18 protein-coding genes are annotated in these 19,654 nt (G+C 66.3%); 7 read left to right on the top strand and 11 right to left on the bottom strand.

Annotated elements, in window-relative coordinates:
- The first annotated feature begins 94 nt into the window (after nt 1-94).
- The 3 genes from GOACH_RS02635 to GOACH_RS02625 all read left to right on the top strand — a co-directional run bounded on the left by GOACH_RS02635 (nt 95) and on the right by GOACH_RS02625 (nt 3,676).
- On the top strand, nt 95-1,591 hold the full coding sequence (locus GOACH_RS02635) for an aldehyde dehydrogenase family protein (protein WP_005170063.1): 1,497 nt from the start codon (nt 95-97) through the stop codon (nt 1,589-1,591).
- Nucleotides 1,592-1,656: 65 nt separating this feature from the next.
- Nucleotides 1,657-2,769: an NDMA-dependent alcohol dehydrogenase gene (locus GOACH_RS02630; protein WP_005170062.1), complete on the top strand. Its 1,113-nt coding sequence runs from the start codon at nt 1,657-1,659 to the stop codon at nt 2,767-2,769.
- Between the two features lie 109 nt (nt 2,770-2,878).
- Entirely contained in the window at nt 2,879-3,676 is a 798-nt protein-coding gene (locus tag GOACH_RS02625; protein WP_174320793.1) for a hypothetical protein, read from the top strand.
- 5 nt (nt 3,677-3,681) lie between these two features.
- On the opposite strand, the gene GOACH_RS02620 is transcribed toward GOACH_RS02625, so the two are convergent.
- Entirely contained in the window at nt 3,682-4,047 is a 366-nt protein-coding gene (locus tag GOACH_RS02620) for a VOC family protein (RefSeq protein WP_005170060.1), read from the bottom strand.
- Between the two features lie 96 nt (nt 4,048-4,143).
- On the opposite strand from GOACH_RS02620, the gene GOACH_RS02615 reads away from it, so the two are divergent.
- A complete protein-coding gene (locus GOACH_RS02615) occupies nt 4,144-4,923 on the top strand; it encodes an alpha/beta fold hydrolase (RefSeq protein ID WP_005170059.1) in 780 nt (259 codons plus the stop codon).
- A 22-nt stretch (nt 4,924-4,945) separates the two neighbouring features.
- Here the strand turns inward: GOACH_RS02615 and GOACH_RS02610 are convergent, their stop codons facing one another.
- Nucleotides 4,946-6,352 carry an MFS transporter gene (locus GOACH_RS02610; protein WP_040517490.1) on the bottom strand — a complete coding sequence of 469 codons (1,407 nt, stop codon included), beginning with the start codon at nt 6,350-6,352 and terminating at the stop codon, nt 4,946-4,948.
- Nucleotides 6,353-6,470: 118 nt separating this feature from the next.
- On the opposite strand from GOACH_RS02610, the gene GOACH_RS02605 reads away from it, so the two are divergent.
- Both GOACH_RS02605 and GOACH_RS02600 read left to right on the top strand, forming a co-directional pair.
- Nucleotides 6,471-7,115, top strand: a complete 645-nt coding sequence (locus tag GOACH_RS02605; protein ID WP_005170054.1) for a TetR/AcrR family transcriptional regulator — start codon at nt 6,471-6,473, stop codon at nt 7,113-7,115.
- Between the two features lie 51 nt (nt 7,116-7,166).
- Nucleotides 7,167-7,799 carry a Pr6Pr family membrane protein gene (locus GOACH_RS02600; protein ID WP_040517488.1) on the top strand — a complete coding sequence of 211 codons (633 nt, stop codon included), beginning with the start codon at nt 7,167-7,169 and terminating at the stop codon, nt 7,797-7,799.
- A gap of 1 nt (nt 7,800) precedes the next feature.
- On the opposite strand, the gene GOACH_RS02595 is transcribed toward GOACH_RS02600, so the two are convergent.
- The 8 genes from GOACH_RS02595 to GOACH_RS02560 are packed head-to-tail and all read right to left on the bottom strand — an operon-like array spanning nt 7,801 to nt 17,926.
- The gene (locus GOACH_RS02595) at nt 7,801-8,430 is read right to left on the bottom strand and encodes a TetR/AcrR family transcriptional regulator (protein ID WP_005170045.1); all 630 of its coding nucleotides are present in this window, start codon (nt 8,428-8,430) and stop codon (nt 7,801-7,803) included.
- Complete coding sequence (locus tag GOACH_RS02590) at nt 8,427-9,242, bottom strand: enoyl-CoA hydratase family protein (protein WP_005170042.1); 816 nt, start codon at nt 9,240-9,242, stop codon at nt 8,427-8,429. The genes GOACH_RS02595 and GOACH_RS02590 overlap by 4 nt, the downstream gene beginning before the upstream one ends.
- A 58-nt stretch (nt 9,243-9,300) precedes the next feature.
- Nucleotides 9,301-10,458: an acyl-CoA dehydrogenase family protein gene (locus GOACH_RS02585; protein WP_005170039.1), complete on the bottom strand. Its 1,158-nt coding sequence runs from the start codon at nt 10,456-10,458 to the stop codon at nt 9,301-9,303.
- Entirely contained in the window at nt 10,455-12,500 is a 2,046-nt protein-coding gene (locus tag GOACH_RS02580) for an acetyl/propionyl/methylcrotonyl-CoA carboxylase subunit alpha (RefSeq protein WP_005170034.1), read from the bottom strand. Before GOACH_RS02580 ends, GOACH_RS02585 begins: the two co-directional genes overlap by 4 nt.
- A gap of 8 nt (nt 12,501-12,508) precedes the next feature.
- Nucleotides 12,509-14,107, bottom strand: coding sequence for an acyl-CoA carboxylase subunit beta (locus tag GOACH_RS02575; protein ID WP_005170033.1), 1,599 nt, complete (start codon nt 14,105-14,107; stop codon nt 12,509-12,511).
- Entirely contained in the window at nt 14,104-15,279 is a 1,176-nt protein-coding gene (locus GOACH_RS02570) for an acyl-CoA dehydrogenase family protein (RefSeq protein WP_005170031.1), read from the bottom strand. Before GOACH_RS02570 ends, GOACH_RS02575 begins: the two co-directional genes overlap by 4 nt.
- 3 nt (nt 15,280-15,282) lie before the next feature.
- Nucleotides 15,283-17,064, bottom strand: a complete 1,782-nt coding sequence (locus GOACH_RS02565) for an acyclic terpene utilization AtuA family protein (protein WP_005170029.1) — start codon at nt 17,062-17,064, stop codon at nt 15,283-15,285.
- Between the two features lie 49 nt (nt 17,065-17,113).
- The gene (locus GOACH_RS02560) at nt 17,114-17,926 is read right to left on the bottom strand and encodes a TIGR03084 family metal-binding protein (protein ID WP_040517487.1); all 813 of its coding nucleotides are present in this window, start codon (nt 17,924-17,926) and stop codon (nt 17,114-17,116) included.
- A gap of 105 nt (nt 17,927-18,031) precedes the next feature.
- Between GOACH_RS02560 and GOACH_RS02555 the strand changes: the two genes are divergently transcribed.
- A complete protein-coding gene (locus tag GOACH_RS02555; RefSeq protein ID WP_040517485.1) occupies nt 18,032-18,679 on the top strand; it encodes a pentapeptide repeat-containing protein in 648 nt (215 codons plus the stop codon).
- A gap of 29 nt (nt 18,680-18,708) precedes the next feature.
- On the opposite strand, the gene GOACH_RS02550 is transcribed toward GOACH_RS02555, so the two are convergent.
- Entirely contained in the window at nt 18,709-19,638 is a 930-nt protein-coding gene (locus tag GOACH_RS02550) for a PaaI family thioesterase (protein ID WP_005170021.1), read from the bottom strand.
- Nucleotides 19,639-19,654 lie beyond the last annotated feature (16 nt).

The raw sequence follows: 19,654 nt of genomic DNA, 5'->3' as shown, positions 1-19,654 counted from the left end.
TGGACACTTCGCCGCGCTCGCGCAGTGGCAGAACTGTATGCAGGTCCGCGGCTATGACGCAGATCACGATGTGCACGCTCGAGCAGGAGGAAGCATGACCGCTGTCGCACCCGAACTGGCAACAAGAGTCCGGGATTTCATCTCGACCGACCGCCCGATGCTGATCGGGGGTGAGTGGGTCACGGCAGCGTCCGGCCAGACGTTCGAGACCATCGACCCCGCCAACGGACGCACTCTGACGTCGGTCGCCCGGGGCGACGCCACCGACATCGACCGCGCGGTGCGAGCGGCACGCGAGGCATTCGACGACGGTCCGTGGGCGCGCATGAAGCCCAACGAGCGCGAACGCCTGCTCTGGCGCGTGGGCGACATCCTCACCGAGCGCGCCGAGGAGTTCGGTCAGCTCGAAGCACTCGACAACGGCAAGGCCGCCACCATCGCATCCGCCGTCGACACCGCGTGGTCGGCCGACATCTTCCGCTACAACGCGGGTCTGGCCACCAAGATCACCGGCAGCACCGTCGACGTGTCGATGCCCTTCGTCCCCGGCGGCGAGTTCCACGCCTACACCTTGCGCGAGCCCGTCGGTGTGTGCGGGCTGATCGTGCCGTGGAACTTCCCGCTTCTGATGGCCTCGTTCAAGCTTGCGCCAGCACTGGCCGCGGGCAACACCGTGATCCTCAAGCCGGCAGAGCAGACACCGCTGACCGCACTGCTGCTCGGTGAGGTCTTCTGCGAGGCGGGCTTCCCAGCCGGCGTGGTCAACATCGTCACCGGCTTCGGCGACGCCGGTGCGGCACTCGCGGCACATGACGACGTCGACAAGATCGCCTTCACCGGTTCGACCGAGGTGGGCAAGAAGATCGTCGAGGCGTCGAAGGGCAATCTCAAGAAGGTCTCGCTCGAACTCGGCGGCAAGAGCCCCAACATCGTGTTCGCCGACGCCGACTTCGAGCAGGCCGTTGCAGGTTCGGTTGCCGCATGGATGTTCAACCACGGTCAGTGCTGCGTCGCGGGCACCCGGCTCTTCGTCGAGCGACCGATCTTCGACGACTTCACCGCCGCCGTCGCAGAGGCGGCGTCGAAGGCCAAGATCGGACCGGGCCTCGACCCCACAACGGAACTGGGCCCACTGGTCAGCCAGGAGCAGTTCGACCGGGTGTCGGGCTATCTCGCGGCCGGCCTCGCCGACGGCGCTCGCGCACTCACCGGCGGAAAGCGCTGGGGCGACGAGGGATTCTTCATCGAACCCACGGTGTTCGTCGACGTCGAACCGGACTTCTCCATCGTGCGCGAAGAGATCTTCGGCCCGGTCGTCGCCGCGCTGCCGTTCGACGCCGACTCCGGAGTTGCTGCCGCAGCGAATGATTCGATCTACGGCTTGGCCGCAGGCATCTGGACCAAGGACCTGTCGAAGGCGCACAAGACCGCACGTCAACTCAAGGCGGGTTCGGTCTGGGTCAACCAGTACAACGGCTTCGACACAGCCATGCCGTTCGGCGGCTACAAGCAGTCGGGCTGGGGACGTGAACTCGGCCAGTCGGCCATCGAGCTCTACACGCAGACCAAAGCCGTCAACGTCGCCCTGTAATCCGGATCGCTGTAATCCGGATCGCCGTCACGCACTTCACCACACACCAACAGAAGGAGACACCTGTGAAAACCAAAGCAGCCGTATTGATGGGCGAGGGCAAGCCGTTCGAGATCATGGAACTCGACCTCGACGGCCCCAAGGAAGGCGAGGTACTGATCAAGTACACCGCGGCGGGCCTGTGCCACTCCGACCTGCACCTCACCGATGGCGACCTGCCGCCGCGCTATCCGATGGTCGGTGGCCATGAGGGGTCGGGAGTCATCGAGGAGGTCGGCCCCGGCGTCACGAAGGTCAGGCCAGGCGACCACGTGGTCTGTTCCTTCATCCCCAACTGCGGAACCTGCCGCTACTGCTCGACGGGCCGACAGTCGCTGTGCGACATGGGCGCAACCATCCTCGAGGGCATGCTTCCCGACGGGACCTTCCGTTTCCACGGCAACGGACAGGACTTCGGCGGGATGTGCATGCTCGGCACGTTCAGCGAGCGCGCGACCATCAGCCAGCACTCCGTGGTCAAGGTCGACGACTGGCTACCGCTGGAGAAGGCGGTGCTCGTCGGGTGCGGCGTGCCGACCGGCTGGGGATCGGCGGTCTACTCGGGCAACGTCCGCGCGGGCGACATCGTGGTCATCTACGGCATCGGCGGAATCGGCATCAACGCCGTTCAGGGCGCCGTGCACGCCGGGGCCAAGTACGTCGTCGTCGTCGACCCGGTGGCGTTCAAGCGCGATACCGCGGTGAAATTCGGCGCGACACACGCCTTCGCATCGGCAGCAGAGGCGCAAGAGAAGATCACCGAGCTCTCGTGGGGCCAGGGCGCCGACGCCGCGATCGTCACCGTCGGCACGGTCGAAGAGGACGTGGTGTCCGCGGCGATCGGGTCCGTCGGCAAGGGCGGTCAGGTGGTGATCGTCGGACTGTCGAGTCCGGCGAAGTTCACCGTCCACTGGCCGGGCATCGACCTGACCCTCAATGAGAAGACCATCAAGGGCTCGCTGTTCGGGTCGGCCAACCCGCAGTACGACATCGTCCGTCTGCTGCGCCTGTACGACGCAGGCCAGCTCAAGCTCGACGAACTCGTCACCCAGACCTACACCCTCGAACAGGTCAACGAGGGCTACCAGGATCTGCGCGACGGCAAGAACATCCGCGGTGTGATCATCCACGACTCCTGATCACTCCTGTCCCCCACGACTCGGCCCGGATGCGATGGAACTCCTCGCATCCGGGCCGTTCCATGTCGCAGTGGCCTCACTCCCGGCGCATACCGTTTATCCTCACCGCATGCAGGTGGTCAGCCCCACCACGACCGCCGCGGTGCGCGCCGAACTCGTCCGCATCGTGCGGCATCCCGCGGACACACTCGGTGTGCTCGCGTTCAATGCCGTGCTGGTACTTGCGCTCTGGTATCTGGTCCCACGATCGTGGTTCTTCACCTTCACCGGCCCTGAAGGGCTGCCGTACGCGCTCGCCGGATGGATGTACGCCGACGTCTGCGCCACCAACATCCTGACGCCCGACCGTGACCGGGCGCTGGCAGCACTCGATGACCCGAGAGCATTGACGAGTCTGTTACGCGCTAAGACGCTCGGTGTCTGGTTGCTCGTCGGACCCGCGTGCACGTTGATCGCGGTCGCGATCGCGCTCACCACACACACGCACTGGCGCTTCGTGACCGAGGTGATCGTCGCAGTCGCGGTGGTCCCGTTCGGCGCACTCGCGATGAGCAGTCTCATCGGCATCGTGTTCCCCTACCACCAGCGGTCACTGCGCTGGCGGTGGCAGAACCGGCACCGATTCCGGCAGGTGGTGGTGCGCTGGATCGTCCTGCTGGTCGTGCCGTACGCGGCATATCCGGTGGCGTTCGGCCTGATCGTGCTCGCACCCCTCGGCCTCTGGCGTCTGCTCCGCAGGCAGGCGTGGAACGCCACCCTGTCCGACGGCGAGTTCGTCCTCTGCGTCGGTCTCGCGGTACTCATCACGACTGCACTCTGGTACTTCTCACACCGCATCGGGGTGCGTTGGGTCGCCTCACATCGAGAACGCCTGCGCGAGTACCTGCTCGACGTCGACCGTGGCTGAGCGGATCAGTGATCCGCAGGCGCCACGCGAATGCGGTTACCGTCGAGATCCTGCGCGACGAACGTCAGCCCGAAGACATCTTCACGCGGGGGTTCGACGATCTCAACACCCTTGTCCACCCACTCTTCGTGCAGTGCGCGTGTCTGCGCGTCGTCGTCGACGAGGATTCCGATCTCGAAGCGCGGCAACCCATCTCGAGACAATTCGCTCGCCTTCTCGCTCCACAGGGCCAGCACCACGCCGTTCCCGAGTTCGAAGATCGCGTACCGGTCGCTGAGCATCGTGGCCTCGGCGCCGAAGAGTTCCCGGTAGAACGCGACGGCCATGGCGGTGTCGGAGACTCGGACCAGGAATTGGTGGGGCAGCGGCATCGGCGCACACCTTTCTCTCGTTGTCGGTCGTAGCGAGGCTAGGACTTCAAGTCGACTTCAGGTCAAGAAGGCCACCGTGGTGCTTGAATGTGCGATATGAACCAGGCGACATCGGCAGACGGGACTCCGATCGCGTACGACACCACGGGCGCCGGGCCCGTGGTCGTCGTCGTGAACGGAGCGATGTCGACGGCGGCGGATGCCCGTGGCATCGGCGAAGCCCTCGCCGACCGGGGATACACCGGCGTGATCTACGACCGGCGGGCCCGTGGCGAGAGTGGCGACACCCGTCCGTATGACCCCGAGCGCGAGGTCGAGGATCTCGCGGCGGTCATCGACGCCGTGGGCGGCGGCGCCGCCGTGCTCGGTCACTCGTCGGGCGCGATGGTGGCCCTGTTCGCGGCATCGCGCGGGGTGCCGATCGCGCATCTCTTCCTGTCCGAACCGCCCTTTCGATTCGGAATGGGCGAACCCGATCCCAGCCTGCCCGAACGACTCCAGCAGCTCGTCGACGACGGACACAGTGGCGAGGCCGTCACGACTTTCCAACTCGAGGGCGTCGGGTTGCCCAAGGAGATCGTCGAGCAGATCCGGTCCAGCCCGATGTTCGACGGATTGGTCGCCATCGCGCAATCGGTCGTCTACGACGCCACGATCGCGCGGGACCTGTCGGATCCGACCGCACAGATGCGTGCCGTGCAGACACCGACGACGGTCCTGTTAGGAGCGGAGACGTTCCCGCTGCTGGAGGCCGCTGCGCCGCGTATCGCCGACGCACTGGATTCGGCAGAACTCGTCCGGGTCCCCGAATCCGTCGGGCATCGCGTCGATCCGGTTGCCACGACGCGCGTGATCGCCGAACGATGGCCGGCCTGACCGCGCCCCGTTCGCCGCTTCATCAGCCGATCTCCCTCGGCGTCGTCGGTAGGGCGTCACGGACACGCCTCGGCAGGATGAGCCAGGCCGCAGCGCTCCCGACGACCAGAAAGACTGCGCCGATCGCGAACCCCATCAGTAAGCCATCGCGCGGGACCTCATAGCCGCTCGCGATGGTCACCAGCACTGCCAGGCCGATCGTGCCGCCCAGCTGGCGCGAGCTGTTCACCACCCCGGAGGCGATTCCGATATCCGCTCCGGCGACGCCGTCGGTGGCGACCGCGCCGACAAGGACCATCGCGCCGCCGATCCCGACCGCGGTGAGAGCCGACGGCGCCACGATGCCGAGCCAGAAGTCGAAGTGGGCGGGCATCATCGCGAACAACCCGAGACCGATAGCAGCGAGCAGCCCCAGGATCACCATCGCGATTCGAGCGCCCATCTGCGCGGAGAGTCGTTGCGCCACCACGATTCCGACCACGACGAATATGCAGAACGGTAGGAACAGCACACCGGTCATGGCGCTGTCGACGCCCCACATCGTCTGGATGTACAACGAACAGAAGTAGAAGGCCGCCAACTGGCCGGCGGCGACCATGAAACCGAAGGCGTTCGCGCCCAGCACACTTCGACGGCTGACCAACGAGGGTGGCATCAGCGGATGATCAACCGACCGCTCGATCACCACGAAGGCCGCCAACAGTACAGCTGCGCCGACGAAGCCCGCGATCGCCTGCCACGAACCCCACCCCCGATCGCCTCCGGAGCTAACCGCGAACACGAGCGCGGCCACTCCGGCCGTCACCGTCACCGCCCCGGGAACGTCGAGGCGCCCGGTACGTGAGCGTTCAGCGCGCGGCACACCGCACAGCGCCGTCATCACAGCGACCGCGATGATGGGCACGTTGACCAACAAGACGGCTCGCCACGACCACCACTCGGTCAGGACTCCACTGAGCACGACGCCCAGCGCACCACCTGCAGCACCCGCGCCGCCCCACAACCCCATGGCGCGCTTGCGGACGGCGGGGTCGTCGATGGCGGTGACCAGCGCCAGCGATGCGGGAGCGAGCAGGGCTCCGGCGACGCCCTGTACCGCGCGTGCCGCAACCAGAACCCCCGCATCCACTGCACACCCGCCGGCGATACTCGCAACCGCGAAGACGACGAGTCCGACCAGCACAGTCCTGCGCCTGCCCCACAGGTCGCCGATTCTGCCGCCGAGCAGCATGAATCCGGCGAAGGTCACCAGGTACGCGGTAACCACCCACTGCAACCCCGCAGCGGTGAAGCCCAGATCGGCACGAATAGCGGGCAATGCGATGTTGACCAGCGAGATATCCAGCGCCACAAGGAATTGGAGCAAGAACACCGTCGCGATCAACGCCCCGCGATGCTCCACGCCGTGACTTGTCGTCGACTGCGTCATCTGCACCCTGCCTTCTCATTCGTATCAATCACGTACGCGTACGTTTTCGCACACGTACGTGATCCTAGCCCGCGAGTGCTTACTCGCCAAGGGCCAATCAGTGCGGGAGGATGACAGGATGCCCGCAGCCCGGTCCCTTCATCTCGACGAGATCGTCGAGGCAGCTATCCGGATCCTCGAACGTGAGGGCCCGGACGCACTGAGCATGCGACGGCTGGCCGTCGACCTCGGCACCAAACCGATGACGCTCTACAACTACGTACCCAACAAATCGGCACTCCTCGGACTGGCGTTGAGTGAGGTGGCGGCACGCATCCCGTGGGCCGTGCCCACCGGAGCACCGCGTGATCGCATGATCTCGGTAGCCGTCGACATGTACGAGAAGATGCGCGGCATCGGATGGCTGGTCCCGATCCTGCGCGCGGGGACGACAGTGGGTACGCCCGCACTCGCGCTCGCCGACACCTTCCTCGCCGCGGCACTCGAACTCGGGATGACTCCGACCGCAGCACTGAGTACCTGGCGCTCGGTCTGGTATCTCGTCGCGTCAGAACTCCAGTGGCAGGACTCGTTGTCCCGACGCTCCGTCGACGAGGCGTCATGGTTCGAGCGCATCGACGGCGCCGAACTCGACGCCTATCCGACGGTCCGTCGACTACTGCCCGCGTGGCCTCAGTACTCCGCGGGATTCGATCTCCGGGACGCTATCGCCGCACAGGTCGACGGCATGCTCGCCCGGCACGCGACGGGTGTTGGCGGCTGAGCCGCTCCGCGGTGCGGTGGGTCTCGACGGGTCGCTTGGCACAATGCGAGAGTGTCCAGAGGTGATCGTCAGTGGTGGGTCCGCGTCCTTCGAGTGGTGTTCGCCGCGCTCGGCGCGGCAGCGATCGTCTACGTGCCGGCCACGGCGTCCGACGGCTTCGGCTTTGCCAACTACTTCAGCTACTTCACCATCCTGTCCAACATCGGAGCGGTGATCGTGCTCGTCGTCGGTGCGTTGTTCGCCCCCGCGGCAGCGTGGTGGCAGTGGTGCCGCGGCGCGGTCACGACCGCGATGCTGATCACGGCGATCGTCTACGCGCTGCTGCTGGCGGGTATCGACGTGAATCTGAACGACGAGTGGACCAACACCGTGCTCCACAGGCTGATCCCGCTGGTGCTGCTGATCGACTGGGCGGTCTTCCGACCCCGGGCATTACCCGCGCGTTCGTGGCTGACGTGGCTGCTGCTTCCGCTGCTGTACGGCGTCTACACGCTGTCGAGGGGCCCGTTCGTCGACTGGTACCCCTACCCGTTCATCGATCCGCGCGATCAGGGATATCTGTCGATGACCATCGCGGTGATCGTGGTCGTCGTCGGCATGGCGGCGATGTCGGCGGGGGTCTACTGGTTGGGCACTCGCGGGTCGGGACATCGCGACAACCAGACGTCCTCTCCCCGCCGGTGAGTCAGTCGCTCTCGGAACCGGCGGCGAGCGCGTCGGACACCATCTCGACCCAGGTGTCGAGAACCTGTGCGCGACGGCGGGAATCGTCCGACAACGTGTCGGCGAGTCCGAGACCGCGCGCGAGGTCGAGCGTCACCTGTGCGACCCGGTGGGCGCGCGGGTTGGTGCCGTCGGGGTCGAGCGCTGCCACCGTCACCCGGTGCGCGGCTCGCGCGAATCTGGCCTCCATCGGCAGGATGAGTTCCCGCAGTGCCGGATCCGACGCCGCCGCCGCCCAGACCTGTAGTGACGCTTTGAACTCGGTGCCGGTGTAGATACTCACCGCGCGCTCGACCGCCATGCGCACACGTCGTGGGTCGTTGGCGTCGGGCTGAACCAGCGTGTCGGCGTTGAGCGTGAGATCGTCGAAGATCTGCTCCAGCGTCGACGAGATGAGCGCCTCCCGGGTCGGGAAGTGGTGCTGCGCGGCGCCGCGAGAGACCCCTGCCCGCTGGGCAACGGCTGCCACCGTCGCCGATGCCCATCCCTCGTGCGCCAGGACCTGTATGGCCGAGCGCAGCAGACGCTCACGTGTCTGTCGTGAACGTTCCTGCTGCGGCTCGCGATTGGCCGCCGCGCGCGAGGTGGTCATGCGTCGCGCGCCGCTGTCAGGTCCCACGGCGGACGGGTCTTGGACAGGAATGCAGCCATTCCGGCTTGCGCATCCGGCCCGGCGAACAGTGCTGCGGACTCCTGCGCTCGGCGTTGCGCAACACGATCGAACTCCTCGCGAATCCCCGCTGTGGTCAGTTCTTTCGATGCAGCAAGACCCACCGGTGACGCACGCCGGACACCGTCGAGTATGCCGTCGAGCGCCTTGCCCAGCTCGTCGGAATCGGCTGCCGCCTCGGTGATCACACCGATCGACGCGGCCACCGGCGCGTCGAAGGTCTCGCCGGAGACGAAATACCGACCGGCACTTCGCGCGGTCATCTTGGGCAGCAGGACCAGGGAGATCATCGACGGCGCCAGCCCGAGTCGCGATTCGGTCAACGCAAATGTGCTGTGGGGTCCCGCCAGTGCGATGTCGGCGGCTCCGATGAGTCCGAATCCTCCGGCCCTGACGTTGCCGTCGACCACGGCAATCACCGGCTTGGGCAGTTCGAGGATCGTGCGCATCAGGTCGAGCATCGACGCCGTCGCCTCGGCGGATGCCTCATCCGGTGAGGCACCGCGCTTGAGCGCCTCTCCGAGATCGGCACCCGCGCAGAAGGTTGTACCGGCGTGCGTCAACACCACCGCGCGTATACCGTCGTCTGCCGCGGCCTGCTGCAGACCCGACGTCAGTTGGCCGACGAGCGCCCTGCTGAGTGCGTTGCGGTTCCGGGGAGAATCGAGCGTCAGGGTCATCACGCCCGCGTCCACGGCAGAGTGGACGACCTCGGTGTCAGCAGGTGTACTCATCGAAGAATCTCCTTGCGGTGTCGCAGTGTTCGTCGAACGGATGGCATCGGGTGTTCGCTCAGTACGACTTCGGCAGACCAAGACTGGTCTGGGCGACGAAGTTGAGCACCATCTCGCGGCTCACCGGCGCGACGCGCGCGATCCGCGAAAGCGCCAGTAGCGGAGCCACGCCGTATTCGGTGGTCAGACCGTTGCCGCCGAGCGACTGGACTGCCTGATCGACGATCTTCACGCACGCCTCTGCCGCCGCATACTTGGCCATGTTGGCAGGCTCGGCAGCGCCCCAGTCGTCCCCCGCGTCGTAAAGGGTCGCGGCCTTCTGCATCATGAGTTTGGCCATCTCGAGTTCGATCTTGCCTTGCGCCAACGGATGCGCGATGGCCTGATGTGCACCGATCGGCGTCTTCCAGACCGTGCGCTCCTTCACGTAGTCGACGGCCTTGCCGAGTGCGAAACGTCCCATTCCCACCGCAGACGCCGCGGCCATGATGCGCTCGGGGTTGAGTCCAGCGAAGAGTTGGCTCAGCGCGGCGTCGGGCGAACCGACCAGAGCATCTGCGGGCAGGCGAACGTCGTCGAGGTAGAGTTGGAACTGCTTCTCCGGGTTGACCAGTTCCATCTCGATCATCTTGTACTCGAAGCCGGGTGTATCCGTGGGGACGATGAACAACGCCGGGCGCAACTTGCCGGTCTTCGCGTCCTCGGTACGTCCGACGATGAGCACGGCGTCGGCCTGGTCGACGCCGGAGATGTAGACCTTGCGGCCGTTGAGAACCCAGTCCGAGCCATCGCGCGCGGCCGTCGTCGTGATCTGGTGCGAGTTCGATCCGGCGTCGGGTTCGGTGATGCCGAAGGCCATGGTGATCGACCCGTCGGCCAGGCCCGGCAGCCAGCGATTCTTCTGCTCGTCGGTGCCGAACCGTGCGATGACGTTGCCACAGATGGCAGGCGAGACCACCAGCATCAGCAGCCCGGTACCGGCGGCGGCGATCTCCTCCATCACTATCGCGAGCTCGTACATGCCCGCTCCCCCGCCGCCGTACTCCTCGGGCAGGTTGACTCCGATGAATCCGAGTTTTCCTGCCTCGGTCCACAATTGGTCGGTCTTGCGGCCCTCTCGTGCGCATTCGCGGAAGTAGTCCTGCCCGTACTTCTCGGCGAGTGCGGCCACCGACGCGCGCAGGTCGGCCCGTTCGGCTGTTTCGACGAAGCTCATGCTGATGCCTCCTGAGGAGTTGCGGTATCGGTGTGTGCGTCGGATACGGCTGCGTCGTCCTCGGCGATGACGGCGAGTACGTCGCCGACGGCGAGTTGCTGTCCCGGTTCGACGGCCAGCATGCTCACCACGCCGTCGGCCGGGGCCGACACGGTGTGTTCCATCTTCATCGCTTCGAGCCAGATCAACGGTTGTCCGGCGGACACGCTGTCACCCTCGTTGACCGCCACGCGGATGACCGAGCCGGGCATCGGTGCGAGCAGCGAACCCGGTCTGGCGACAGCGCTGGGGTCGACGAAACGCGGTGGACGACGGAAGTGCACCGAAGCTCCGGCCGTGTCGACGTAGACGTCGTCGCCGTATCGAGCGACGTCGAACGTGCGTCGGATTTTTCTGTGGGCCAGCACAACGCACCCGGTACTCGCCGAGATCACCTCGGTGTCGGCGACATCGGGCAGCTCGACGCTTCCACTGCGGCCACACAGATACCGCACGACATGCTCCGTGTCATCGTCGGTCAGGAACGTCTTCTGCGCGTACTGAGAGGCCATGTTTCGCCACCCAGCGGGCAGGGTCCGCTGCACCCGGGCGCCGTCGCGGTTGACGGCCACCTCGGCCATCGTTGCGGCCACCGCCGCGAGCGTCACCGTCGCATCGTCGGCCAGAGGCGCCGACAACACGTCGAGACCGACCTGGTCGAGATAGCCGGTGTCGGTGTGTCCACTGCGGAATGTCTTCTCGCGCAGCGTGTTCACCAGCATGTCACGATTGGTGACGGGTCCGTGCAGCGCAGCATCGGCCAACGTCCTGGCGAGCATGGCTGCGGCACGCTCCCGCGTGGGCGCCCAGCTGATCACCTTCGCGAGCATCGGGTCGTAGAACGTCGAGATCTGCGAACCGGACTCGATGCCTGCGTCCACACGGACCCCGGGACGCTCGAGCGGCCCGAAGTGCGTCGCTGCGTCGACGTCGATGCGGTGCATGGTCCCCGACTGAGGCTGCCAGCCCGCAGCCGGATTCTCGGCGTAGAGCCGCACCTCGATGGAGTGTCCGGACGTCGACGGTTCGGCCACGTCGAGGTGTTCGCCCATGGCCACGCGCAATTGCCACGCGACGAGGTCGGTGCCGGTGGTCAGCTCGGTGACCGGATGCTCCACCTGCAGCCGCGTGTTGGTCTCGAGGAAGTAGAACCGGCCGGACTCGTCGGCGAGGAACTCGACGGTGCCCGCGCCGGTGTAGTCGATCGCCGACACCGCACGACGTGCGGCGTCGTACAGGCGCTCACGAAGGTCACCGCCGATGCGTTCGACGAGCGGCGCAGGCGCCTCCTCGATCACCTTCTGGTGACGGCGCTGGATGGAGCACTCGCGTTCTCCCACAGCCCACACCGCGCCGTGCTGGTCGGCCATCACCTGTACCTCGATGTGATGGCCGCGTTCGACATACGGCTCGCAGAACACCGTCGGATCGCCGAATGCCGATGCGGCCTCGCGTTCGGCCGCGGCGACCTGGTCGGCGAGTTCGTCGAGCGACCTGACGATCCGCATGCCGCGCCCGCCACCGCCTGCCGACGCTTTGATCAGCAGTGGAAGGTCGGTCTGGGTGACCGCTGCGGGGTCGATGTCGCCGAGCACCGGCACCCCGGCGTCGGCCATGAGCTTCTTGGCGTTGACCTTCGAGCCCATCGCATCGATGGCGGCGGGTGGCGGTCCGATCCAGGTGAGTCCGGCGTCGATGACCGCGCGCGCGAACTCCGCGTTCTCCGAGAGGAATCCGTAGCCGGGATGGATGGCGTCGGCGCCCGAACGCTGGGCCGCCGCGATGATGGCATCGCCGCGGAGATAGGTCTCCGCCGACGTCGAACCCGGCAGCGCTACCGCGACATCGGCTGCTGCAACGTGGGGCGCGTCGGCATCCGGGTCGGAGTACACGGCGACGGTCGCAAGACCCATGTCCCGACAGGTCGCGAACACGCGTCGGGCGATCTCACCGCGATTGGCGACGAGCACCGACGTGATCGCCTGTGTAGGGGTTTCGGTCATCTCACACCTCACATCCGGAAGACGCCGAAGCTCGACGTCCCCTCGACCGGTCCGTTATGAATCGCCGACAAGCAGAGCCCCAGAATGGTTCTCGTGTCCCGCGGGTCGATCACACCGTCGTCGTAGAGCATGCCCGACAGGAACGCCGGGACCGACTCGGCTTCGATCTGTGCTTCGATCATCTGCCGCATCCCGGCATCTGCCGCCTCGTCGACCGTTCCGCCGCGCGCCTCGGTGGCCGCACGCGACACGATCGAGATGACTCCCGCGAGCTGGGCCGCACCCATCACCGCCGACTTGGCGCTCGGCCACGCGAACAGGAAGCGGGGGTCGTAGGCGCGCCCGCACATGCCGTAGTGTCCGGCACCGTAACTGGCGCCGACGAGCACCGACAGGTGGGGCACCTTCGAGTTCGACACCGCATTGATCATCATCGCGCCGTGTTTGATGATGCCCTTCTGCTCGTACTCCTTACCGACCATGTAGCCGGTGGTGTTGTGCAGGAACAACAGTGGAGTATTCGATCGGTTGGCGAGTTCGATGAACTGTGTCGCCTTCTGCGCTTCCTGGCTGAAGAGCACGCCCTGCGCGTTGGCGAGGATACCGATCGGGTACCCGTGGATCTCGGCCCAGCCCGTGCACAGCGAGTTGCCGTACTCCGGTTTGAACTCGTCGAAGTCACTGTCGTCGACGACCCGCGCGATCACATCACGGGGGTTGAACGGGATCTTGAGGTCGGAGGGAACAATACCGAGCAGTTCTTCGGGGTCGTAGCGTGGTTCGCGCACCTGCGCGCGGGGCGCCCCGCCCTCCTTGCGCCAGTTCAACCGCGACACGATGCGCCGTCCGATACGGATGGCGTCCTGCTCGTCGGCGGCGTAGTAGTCAGCGAGACCCGATGTGCGCGCGTGCATCTGGGCTCCGCCGAGCGACTCGTCGTCACTCTCCTCGCCCGTGGCCATCTTCACCAGCGGCGGACCGCCGAGGAACACCTTGGAGCGTCCGTCGATCATGACCACGTGGTCGCTCATGCCGGGGATGTAGGCACCACCGGCAGTCGAGTTGCCGAATACCAGCGCGATGGTGGGAATGCCTGCTGCAGACAGTCGCGTCAGGTCACGGAACATGCGTCCGCCGGGTACGAACACCTCCTTCTGCGTGGGCAGGTCGGCACCGCCCGACTCGACGAGCGAGATCACCGGAAGTCGATTCTGCAGCGCGATGTCGTTGGCGCGCAGCGTCTTGCGCAACGTCCAGGGATTCGACGTCCCGCCCTTGACCGTGGGGTCACTCGCGACGACAAGGCACTCGACACCTTCGACCACACCGATGCCGACGACGACCGACGCCCCGACATGGAAGTCCGAGCCGTACGCTGCGAGCGGACACAGCTCGAGAAAGTCCGAATCCTCGTCGAGCAGCAGTTCGATGCGCTCGCGTGCGGTCATCTTGCCGCGCTTGCGGTGACGCTCGACGTACTTCTCGCCTCCGCCCGCGAGCGCCTTGTCGAGCTCGCCCTGCAGGTGGTCGAGCTTCTCCATCATCGAGTCGCGTGCTGCGGTGAACTCCTCGCTCGTCGGATCGATCGTCGATCGCAATGCCGTCATCGTGTGCTCCCCTGTGCGATGTAGCCGAGTCGTTTCGCCGCGAGACCGCTCAGGATCTCGGTGGTACCGCCACCGATCCCCAGGATGCGCATGTCGCGGTACTGTCGCTCGACCTCGGTGCCGGTCATGTAGCCGAGTCCGCCGAAGAGTTGAACAGCCTTGTCGGCCACCCACTCCCCGGTCTCGACGGCCGTGTTCTTGGCGAAGCACACCTCGGCGATGAGGTCGTCTCCGGAACTGACCTTCCTGGTGACGACGCCCCGCGCATAGGTCCGTGCCACGTCGATACGACGAGCCATGTCGGTCAGCGTGTCCTGCACCGATTGCCGGGCGGCCAACGGCTTGCCGAAGGTCTCTCGGTCGCGCGTCCAGGCGAGGGTGAGGTCGAGGCAGCGTTGCGCGCTGGCGTACGCCTGCACGGCCAGCCCGGATCGTTCCGTCACGAAAGCCGCTGCGATCTGGGCGAACCCTGAATTCTCGGCGCCCACGATGTTGCTCGCCGGTACTCGTACGTCGACGAACGACAGTTCAGCGGTGTCCGAGCTGCGCCACCCCATCTTGTCGAGCTTGCGTGCGACGGTGAATCCCGGTGTGTCCTTCTCGATCACGAGCAGCGAGACGCCCGACGCGCCCGGCCCGCCGGTACGCACGGCGGTGACCACGAAGTCGGCGCGCACCGCCGAGGTGATGTAGGTCTTGGCCCCGTTGACGACATACTCGTCGCCGTCACGCTCGGCGCGCGTCGTCAGATGTCCGACGTCACTGCCACCGCCGGGCTCGGTAATGGCGAGGCTGCCGATCTTCTCCCCGGCCAGGGTCGGCCGCACCCAGCGGTCGATCTGGTCTGGGTCGCCGGCGGCGATCAGGTGGGGCAGCGCGATCCCATGGGTGAACAGCGAGGCGAACACGCCTCCGGCACCGCCTGTGTAGTGGAACTCCTCGCCGAGGATCGACACGTCGATGAGGTCGCCTCCGCTACCACCGACCGCTTCGTCGACACCGAGCCCGAACAGGCCGAGTTTTGCTGCCTCACGGTGCAATTCGCGCGGGATGAGTCCTTCGCGTTCCCACTCGTCCTGGTAGGGCAGGACATGCCGTTCGACGAATCCACGGACGGTGTCACGCAGCGCACGACGCTCCGGGGTCTCCCATTGCGGGTCTACCAGCGGCACAGTTCAGTTCCTCTCTGACGAGTCGGTTGATCGGTCCGTCGCGGACCCGGACGACTGCTCGGCGACGAAGCTCACCGGGATGGGTATCGGCCGCGATCGCAGCCACTCCCCCATGCCCTTGGCCTGCGGATCGAAGCGCACATTGTCGGCCACACCACGACCGAGTACGCCCTCGATCACGAAGTTCAGCGCCGACAGGTTGGGGAGCCGGTACCGCTTGACCTCGAGGTCGGCGATCTCGGGAAGCAGCTTCTTGATCAGATCGACGTCGAGAGTCGCGTCGAGCCAGTCGAAGTGCTCCGGATTGCGCACCCACACACCGATGTTGGCGCTGCCGCCCTTGTCGCCGCTGCGTGCGCCGGCCACCAGGCCGAGCGGTGCCGAAGCGGTCGGACCGGGATCGGAGCTCTCGACGACACTGCGTTGTTCGGGTTGATCCGGCGTCACCGCGGCGCGAAGCGGACTCGGCTCGATGCGCTCGGTGACCCCGTCGGCGAAGGAGACGCGATGCTCTACGCGGGAGGCGTCGACGTAGCCGGGTTCGAAAACGCCGTAGGGCGAGCCGTTTCCGGGCGGCGCGAGCATGTGGAAGCCGGGGAACGTCGCCAATGCGAGTTCGACCGCGGTGTTGCTGAATGCGCGTCCGACCTTCTTCGGATCGGGATCGCGCGCCACGCACCGCAGCAGTGCCGTCGCCTGCTCTTCGGTCTCGGCGTCGACGCGCTCCATGCGCGAGAGTTCCCAGGTCATCTCCTGAGGTGTGGTGCGCAATTCGGCACGGAACTGTTCGCGGAAGAGTTCGGCCTTCTCCTCGATGTCGAGACCCGTGAGCGCGACCGTGATCTCGTTGCGGGTACCCGCGAGGTGGTTGAGCGAGACCTTCACGGTCTCGGGCGGAGCCTCGCCCTTGACACCGCTGATGGACACCCGGTCGTCGCCGTCGGCGCGCAGCGTGATGGTGTCCAGACGCGTGGTCACGTCTGGTCCGAGGTAGCGAGGACCGCCGACCTCGTAGAGCAGTTGTGCGGTCACCGTGCCGACCGTCACCGCTCCACCGGTGCCGGGGTGCTTGGTGATCACCGACGTGCCGTCGGATGCGACCTCGGCGATCGGGAATCCGAGGTGGCCCATGCGGGGCAGATCGGTGAAGAAGGCGTAGTTTCCGCCGGTTGCCTGGGCTCCGCATTCGATCACGTGGCCCGCGACGACCGCGCCCGCGAGAGCATCGAGATCGGTGTAGCCCCAATCGAATGCGCTCGCGGCGGGACCCACGGTCAGCGAGGCGTCGGTGATTCGTCCGGTCACGACGACGTCGGCACCGGAGTCGAGAGCCGACTTGATCCCGAAGGCACCGAGGTAGGCGTTCGCCGTCAGGGGTGTGCCGAGTCCGAGTTCGTCCGCCCGGTCGACGAGATCGTCACCGTCGACGAAGGCGACGGATGCGTCGATTCCGAGCTTGTCGGCGAGCTCTCGAAGCGCGACCGCGAGGCCGTGCGGGTTGAGTCCGCCCGCATTGCTGACGATGCGCACACCCTTGTCGATGGCGAGTCCGAGACAGTCCTCCATCTGGCGCAGGAAGGTCTTGGCGTAGCCGAGCGCCGGATCCTTCAGCCGGTCCCTGCCGAGGATGAGCATGGTGAGCTCGGCGAGGTAATCGCCGGTGAGGTAGTCGAGTTCACCCCCCTCGAGCATCTCCCGCATAGCGCTGAAGCGGTCACCGTAGAAGCCGGATGCGTTGCCGATGCGGACGGGTCGATCCGAACGTGCGGGTGTGGTGGGTGTCATCGCTGCTCCGATGGTCGGCGGTGGAAGGTGATCGCGTTCGCGCACACAGTCACAGGGCGCGGGTGCCCGTGCTTCTGGGCGCTCGCCCCGAGCCGGGTGGGCCGGCGAAACACTGTGCGATCGAGGCCCATTCGCGCACCGACTCGCCGTCGAGTTCGAGGTCGAGGTCGGCGAGGGCCCGACGCTGGGTGACAAGTCGGCAGAAGTCGACGGCCGAGCCGCGCACGGTTCCGTAGACCGCCTCCGGATCGTCGGGACCCCACGTCCACGTCGTCCCGGAGGGAGCGGTGAGCTCGATGCGGAAGGGGCGTTGCGGCGGAGTCATCCCGTTGACCACGTAGGCGAAGTCGCGCGTGCGCACGCCGATGTGGGCGACGTGCCGGATACGGTCGGTCGGCGTGACCTCGACGCCGAGCGCGTCCGCGATGTCGAGGCCGTGCGCCCAGGTCTCCATCATTCTTGCTGTGGCCATCGACGCCGCCGACATCGGCGGTCCGAACCACGGGAGCTTCGTCCCGTCGGGCACGTCGACCAACGCTGCGGCGAGTGCGGCACGCGCTGCGCGCCAGTCGGCGAGCAGCTCGTCCTTCGGACGTGCTGCCCCTTCTTCCGCCGTCACGTCGGTGAACCCGTCGATGTTGCGCATGGCCTCCGCGACGACCTCGGCGAATGCCTCGGGGTCGGTCGCGGAGAGGAGCGCAACCTTGTCCGTCCAGTACAGGTGGGCGATCTGGTGAGCGACGCTCCACCCCGCGGCGGGCGTTGCGGCGCGCCATCCACCCTCGTCGAGTGGGGCGACCAGCGCGTCGAGCTCTTCACCTTCGGCGGCCAGATCGGCCACGAGATCCGTCACGATCGACATGTCAGTAGCGTCACACACCGACGGATAAAAAGCAATCACGCTTGCTTGTTTTACCGTTCTGATGCAGACCGATCTCGTCGTGGCGTGCGCGTAGGCTCTCGGGCGATGACTATTCGCGCGCCCCGGATCAGCCCCATGCCGAAGTCCCCGCTTGATCCCTTCGACGCCGGATCGATTGCCGCGGGCGACGCGGTCGAATCGGCACTCATCGCCGACGCGGACCTGTCCGGCACCGATTTCGGCGACGTCTCCCTCACCGGATGCGAGCTGGTGCGTAGTTCCCTCGACGACGCCGACCTCAGCGGACTACGTGCCGTCGACACCCGCCTCGACGCCGTCAGCAGCGCGCGTGTGTTCGCCCCGCGGTCGACTCTGCACAACGTCCGTATCGAGAACAGCAGGATCGGCGCGCTCGACCTGTTCGGTGGACGCATGCGGTCGGTGGTCATCGAGAACTGCAAGCTCGGACTCGTCAATCTCAGCGGGAACGAGGCGCGCGACATGATCTTTCGATCGTGTGTCATCGACGAACTCGATGTCTCCGAGGCTCGTCTGACCCGGATATCGTTCGAGGAGAGTTCGGTGAAGGCCCTCGACGTCCACCGGGCGAACCTCACCGACGTGGACCTCCGTGATCTGCGGGTCAACGTGGTGCGCAACCTCGGCGGACTGTCGGGCGCAACCATCACCGCTGAACAGGCAGTCGCGCTGGCCGACCAGTTCGCCGCACACCTCGGCATTTCGGTCGCCTAGCGAGCTCTCATCGCCCTGGTTGGTGCACGTCAGCCGAAGTGGATGTCGGCCGCACCTTCGGCGAGCAGTGTTCCCTCGGCTCCGGTCATGCGTGCAGAGAACGAAGCGATTCGACGCCCCACCTTCACCGCCTCGACGTCGACGCTCACGCGGCTGCCGTCAACCGGCGGTGAGCGGAAGAACGCCACCGACAGGTCGCCGACGCGATAGTCCTGACCCGCCTGCGCTTGTCGCTGCCCGGCGAACGAGCACGCCACACCCACGATCGTGGCGATCACTCCGCCGTGCATCGTCCCGAACATGTTGCCCATCCAGGCCTGCGTGTCGACGACGAGGCGCAGTCGGGTTGTCGAGGCGCCCGCGGGGTCGATCCGAGCGTTGAGCAGGTCTGCGAGCGGCCCGCGTTCACGCTGTCCGCTCACGATCTGCGCGATGATCGTCTCGCCGTCGAGGTCGGAGGGAATCGCTTGTGCCAGCGGCACATCGAGCGTTTCGGCGGCCGGGATCTCATGGGCGAGCTCGGCGTCGTCGAAATCATCCGGTATCGCACGGCCGACAGCGACGTTGCGTGCAGTGCCGACGCAGTAGTCGGCGGTGCCATCACCGATGCGGATCTCCGTGACGCCGACCCTGGCGTCGTGCATCAGCAGTTGCGCTCTGCCGACGAGCCGTTCGGTCAGCGTCGGCCGCCCGACCGTCGAGAAGTTCAAGCGGGCCTGCATACTCGGCGACCGGGTTTCGCGGTGATATGGAATCCCACCGATGTGGTCGAGGAGAACTGCGTACGCGGGAAGGTCGATGAGGCCACGATGGTCTGCAAAGCGCGGTCCGAGTTGCTGCTCGGCGACGACGACGTCGTCCTCGAGTCGCAGGGCTCCCACACCGAACGCCTCGAGGGGATCGCGCAGTTCGGCAGCTGTCGACGCCGTCGTCGTGTCATCGCGGTTGTCGTCGTTCATACCTTCACTTCATCAC

The organism is Gordonia aichiensis NBRC 108223 (assembly GCF_000332975.1).
Lineage (GTDB): Bacteria > Actinomycetota > Actinomycetes > Mycobacteriales > Mycobacteriaceae > Gordonia > Gordonia aichiensis.
This window is presented reverse-complemented; position numbering and strand designations above follow the sequence as displayed.

Bases quoted from the DNA above. Each gene is read 5' to 3' on its own strand.
- GOACH_RS02590 (WP_005170042.1), bottom strand. From the start codon at position 9,242: ATGAGTACACCTGCTGACACCGAGGTCGTCCACTCTGCCGTGGACGCG.
- GOACH_RS02595 (WP_005170045.1), bottom strand. From the start codon at position 8,430: ATGACCACCTCGCGCGCGGCGGCCAATCGCGAGCCGCAGCAGGAACGT.
- GOACH_RS02585 (WP_005170039.1), bottom strand. From the start codon at position 10,458: ATGAGCTTCGTCGAAACAGCCGAACGGGCCGACCTGCGCGCGTCGGTG.
- GOACH_RS02560 (WP_040517487.1), bottom strand. From the start codon at position 17,926: ATGTCGATCGTGACGGATCTCGTGGCCGATCTGGCCGCCGAAGGTGAA.
- GOACH_RS02620 (WP_005170060.1), bottom strand. From the start codon at position 4,047: ATGCCGCTGCCCCACCAATTCCTGGTCCGAGTCTCCGACACCGCCATG.
- GOACH_RS02575 (WP_005170033.1), bottom strand. From the start codon at position 14,107: ATGACGGCATTGCGATCGACGATCGATCCGACGAGCGAGGAGTTCACC.
- GOACH_RS02565 (WP_005170029.1), bottom strand. From the start codon at position 17,064: ATGACACCCACCACACCCGCACGTTCGGATCGACCCGTCCGCATCGGC.
- GOACH_RS02550 (WP_005170021.1), bottom strand. From the start codon at position 19,638: ATGAACGACGACAACCGCGATGACACGACGACGGCGTCGACAGCTGCC.
- GOACH_RS02555 (WP_040517485.1), top strand. From the start codon at position 18,032: ATGACTATTCGCGCGCCCCGGATCAGCCCCATGCCGAAGTCCCCGCTT.
- GOACH_RS02615 (WP_005170059.1), top strand. From the start codon at position 4,144: ATGAACCAGGCGACATCGGCAGACGGGACTCCGATCGCGTACGACACC.
- GOACH_RS02605 (WP_005170054.1), top strand. From the start codon at position 6,471: ATGCCCGCAGCCCGGTCCCTTCATCTCGACGAGATCGTCGAGGCAGCT.
- GOACH_RS02635 (WP_005170063.1), top strand. From the start codon at position 95: ATGACCGCTGTCGCACCCGAACTGGCAACAAGAGTCCGGGATTTCATC.
- GOACH_RS02580 (WP_005170034.1), bottom strand. From the start codon at position 12,500: ATGACCGAAACCCCTACACAGGCGATCACGTCGGTGCTCGTCGCCAAT.
- GOACH_RS02625 (WP_174320793.1), top strand. From the start codon at position 2,879: ATGCAGGTGGTCAGCCCCACCACGACCGCCGCGGTGCGCGCCGAACTC.
- GOACH_RS02610 (WP_040517490.1), bottom strand. From the start codon at position 6,352: ATGACGCAGTCGACGACAAGTCACGGCGTGGAGCATCGCGGGGCGTTG.